Raw genomic sequence first — 583 nt, forward strand, 5'->3', positions numbered from 1 at the left:
GCGGAAGATCTGGTTGAGCAAGCAATGCTCCCGCTGCGCTCGCTCCGTGAGCGACAGCCGCCTTCGGCAGTAGATGCCGGCCGCGTCCCGCTCGTAGCCAAAAGCAACCGCCTGCTGGGCGTTCGGCAACTTTCGTGCTCCGACTGTGCCTCCCAGATGGGCCATATAGAAACGACCGAGCTGATCTCGGGCGTTGCCGATACCAGCTGGCATCACATCATTCGAGGCAAGTAGCAATCGGGTGGTCTCAAAGCCGCCGGCGGCTACAATGTAATGGCAAGCCGTGACCTCACGCTTTGTGCCCTTCAAGTCAACACAGTCGATGTGGTGGACGCAACGCCCGTTCGGCGCCAGGCGAATTCCCGTCGCCGCAGCGTTTAACCAGATGTGGATATGACGCGAAGTCCGCAGCAACCCGGAAAGCCGTTTCCACACGTTGGTTGGTCGACTAAACCGCTCCAGGCGGGTCCTGAACAAATCGCCGTCGACGCCCTCGAATAGTTCAACGCGAGAACCAGGCAACGCGCTTGTTGGATCGTAGTCGTAAGACCCGACCTCGATCACCTCGTGCGCCCGACGGTAG

Annotated in this window: 1 pseudogene; it reads right to left on the minus strand. The window is 60.2% G+C overall.

Going from position 1 to position 583, the window contains the following annotated elements:
• Nucleotides 1-564, minus strand: a pseudogene (locus EOA22_RS36555) (GMC family oxidoreductase); the annotation flags it as partial.
• Nucleotides 565-583: the final 19 nt, after the last annotated feature.

The sequence above is a fragment of the Mesorhizobium sp. M7A.F.Ca.US.014.04.1.1 genome (assembly GCF_003998745.1).
GTDB lineage: Bacteria > Pseudomonadota > Alphaproteobacteria > Rhizobiales > Rhizobiaceae > Mesorhizobium > Mesorhizobium ciceri.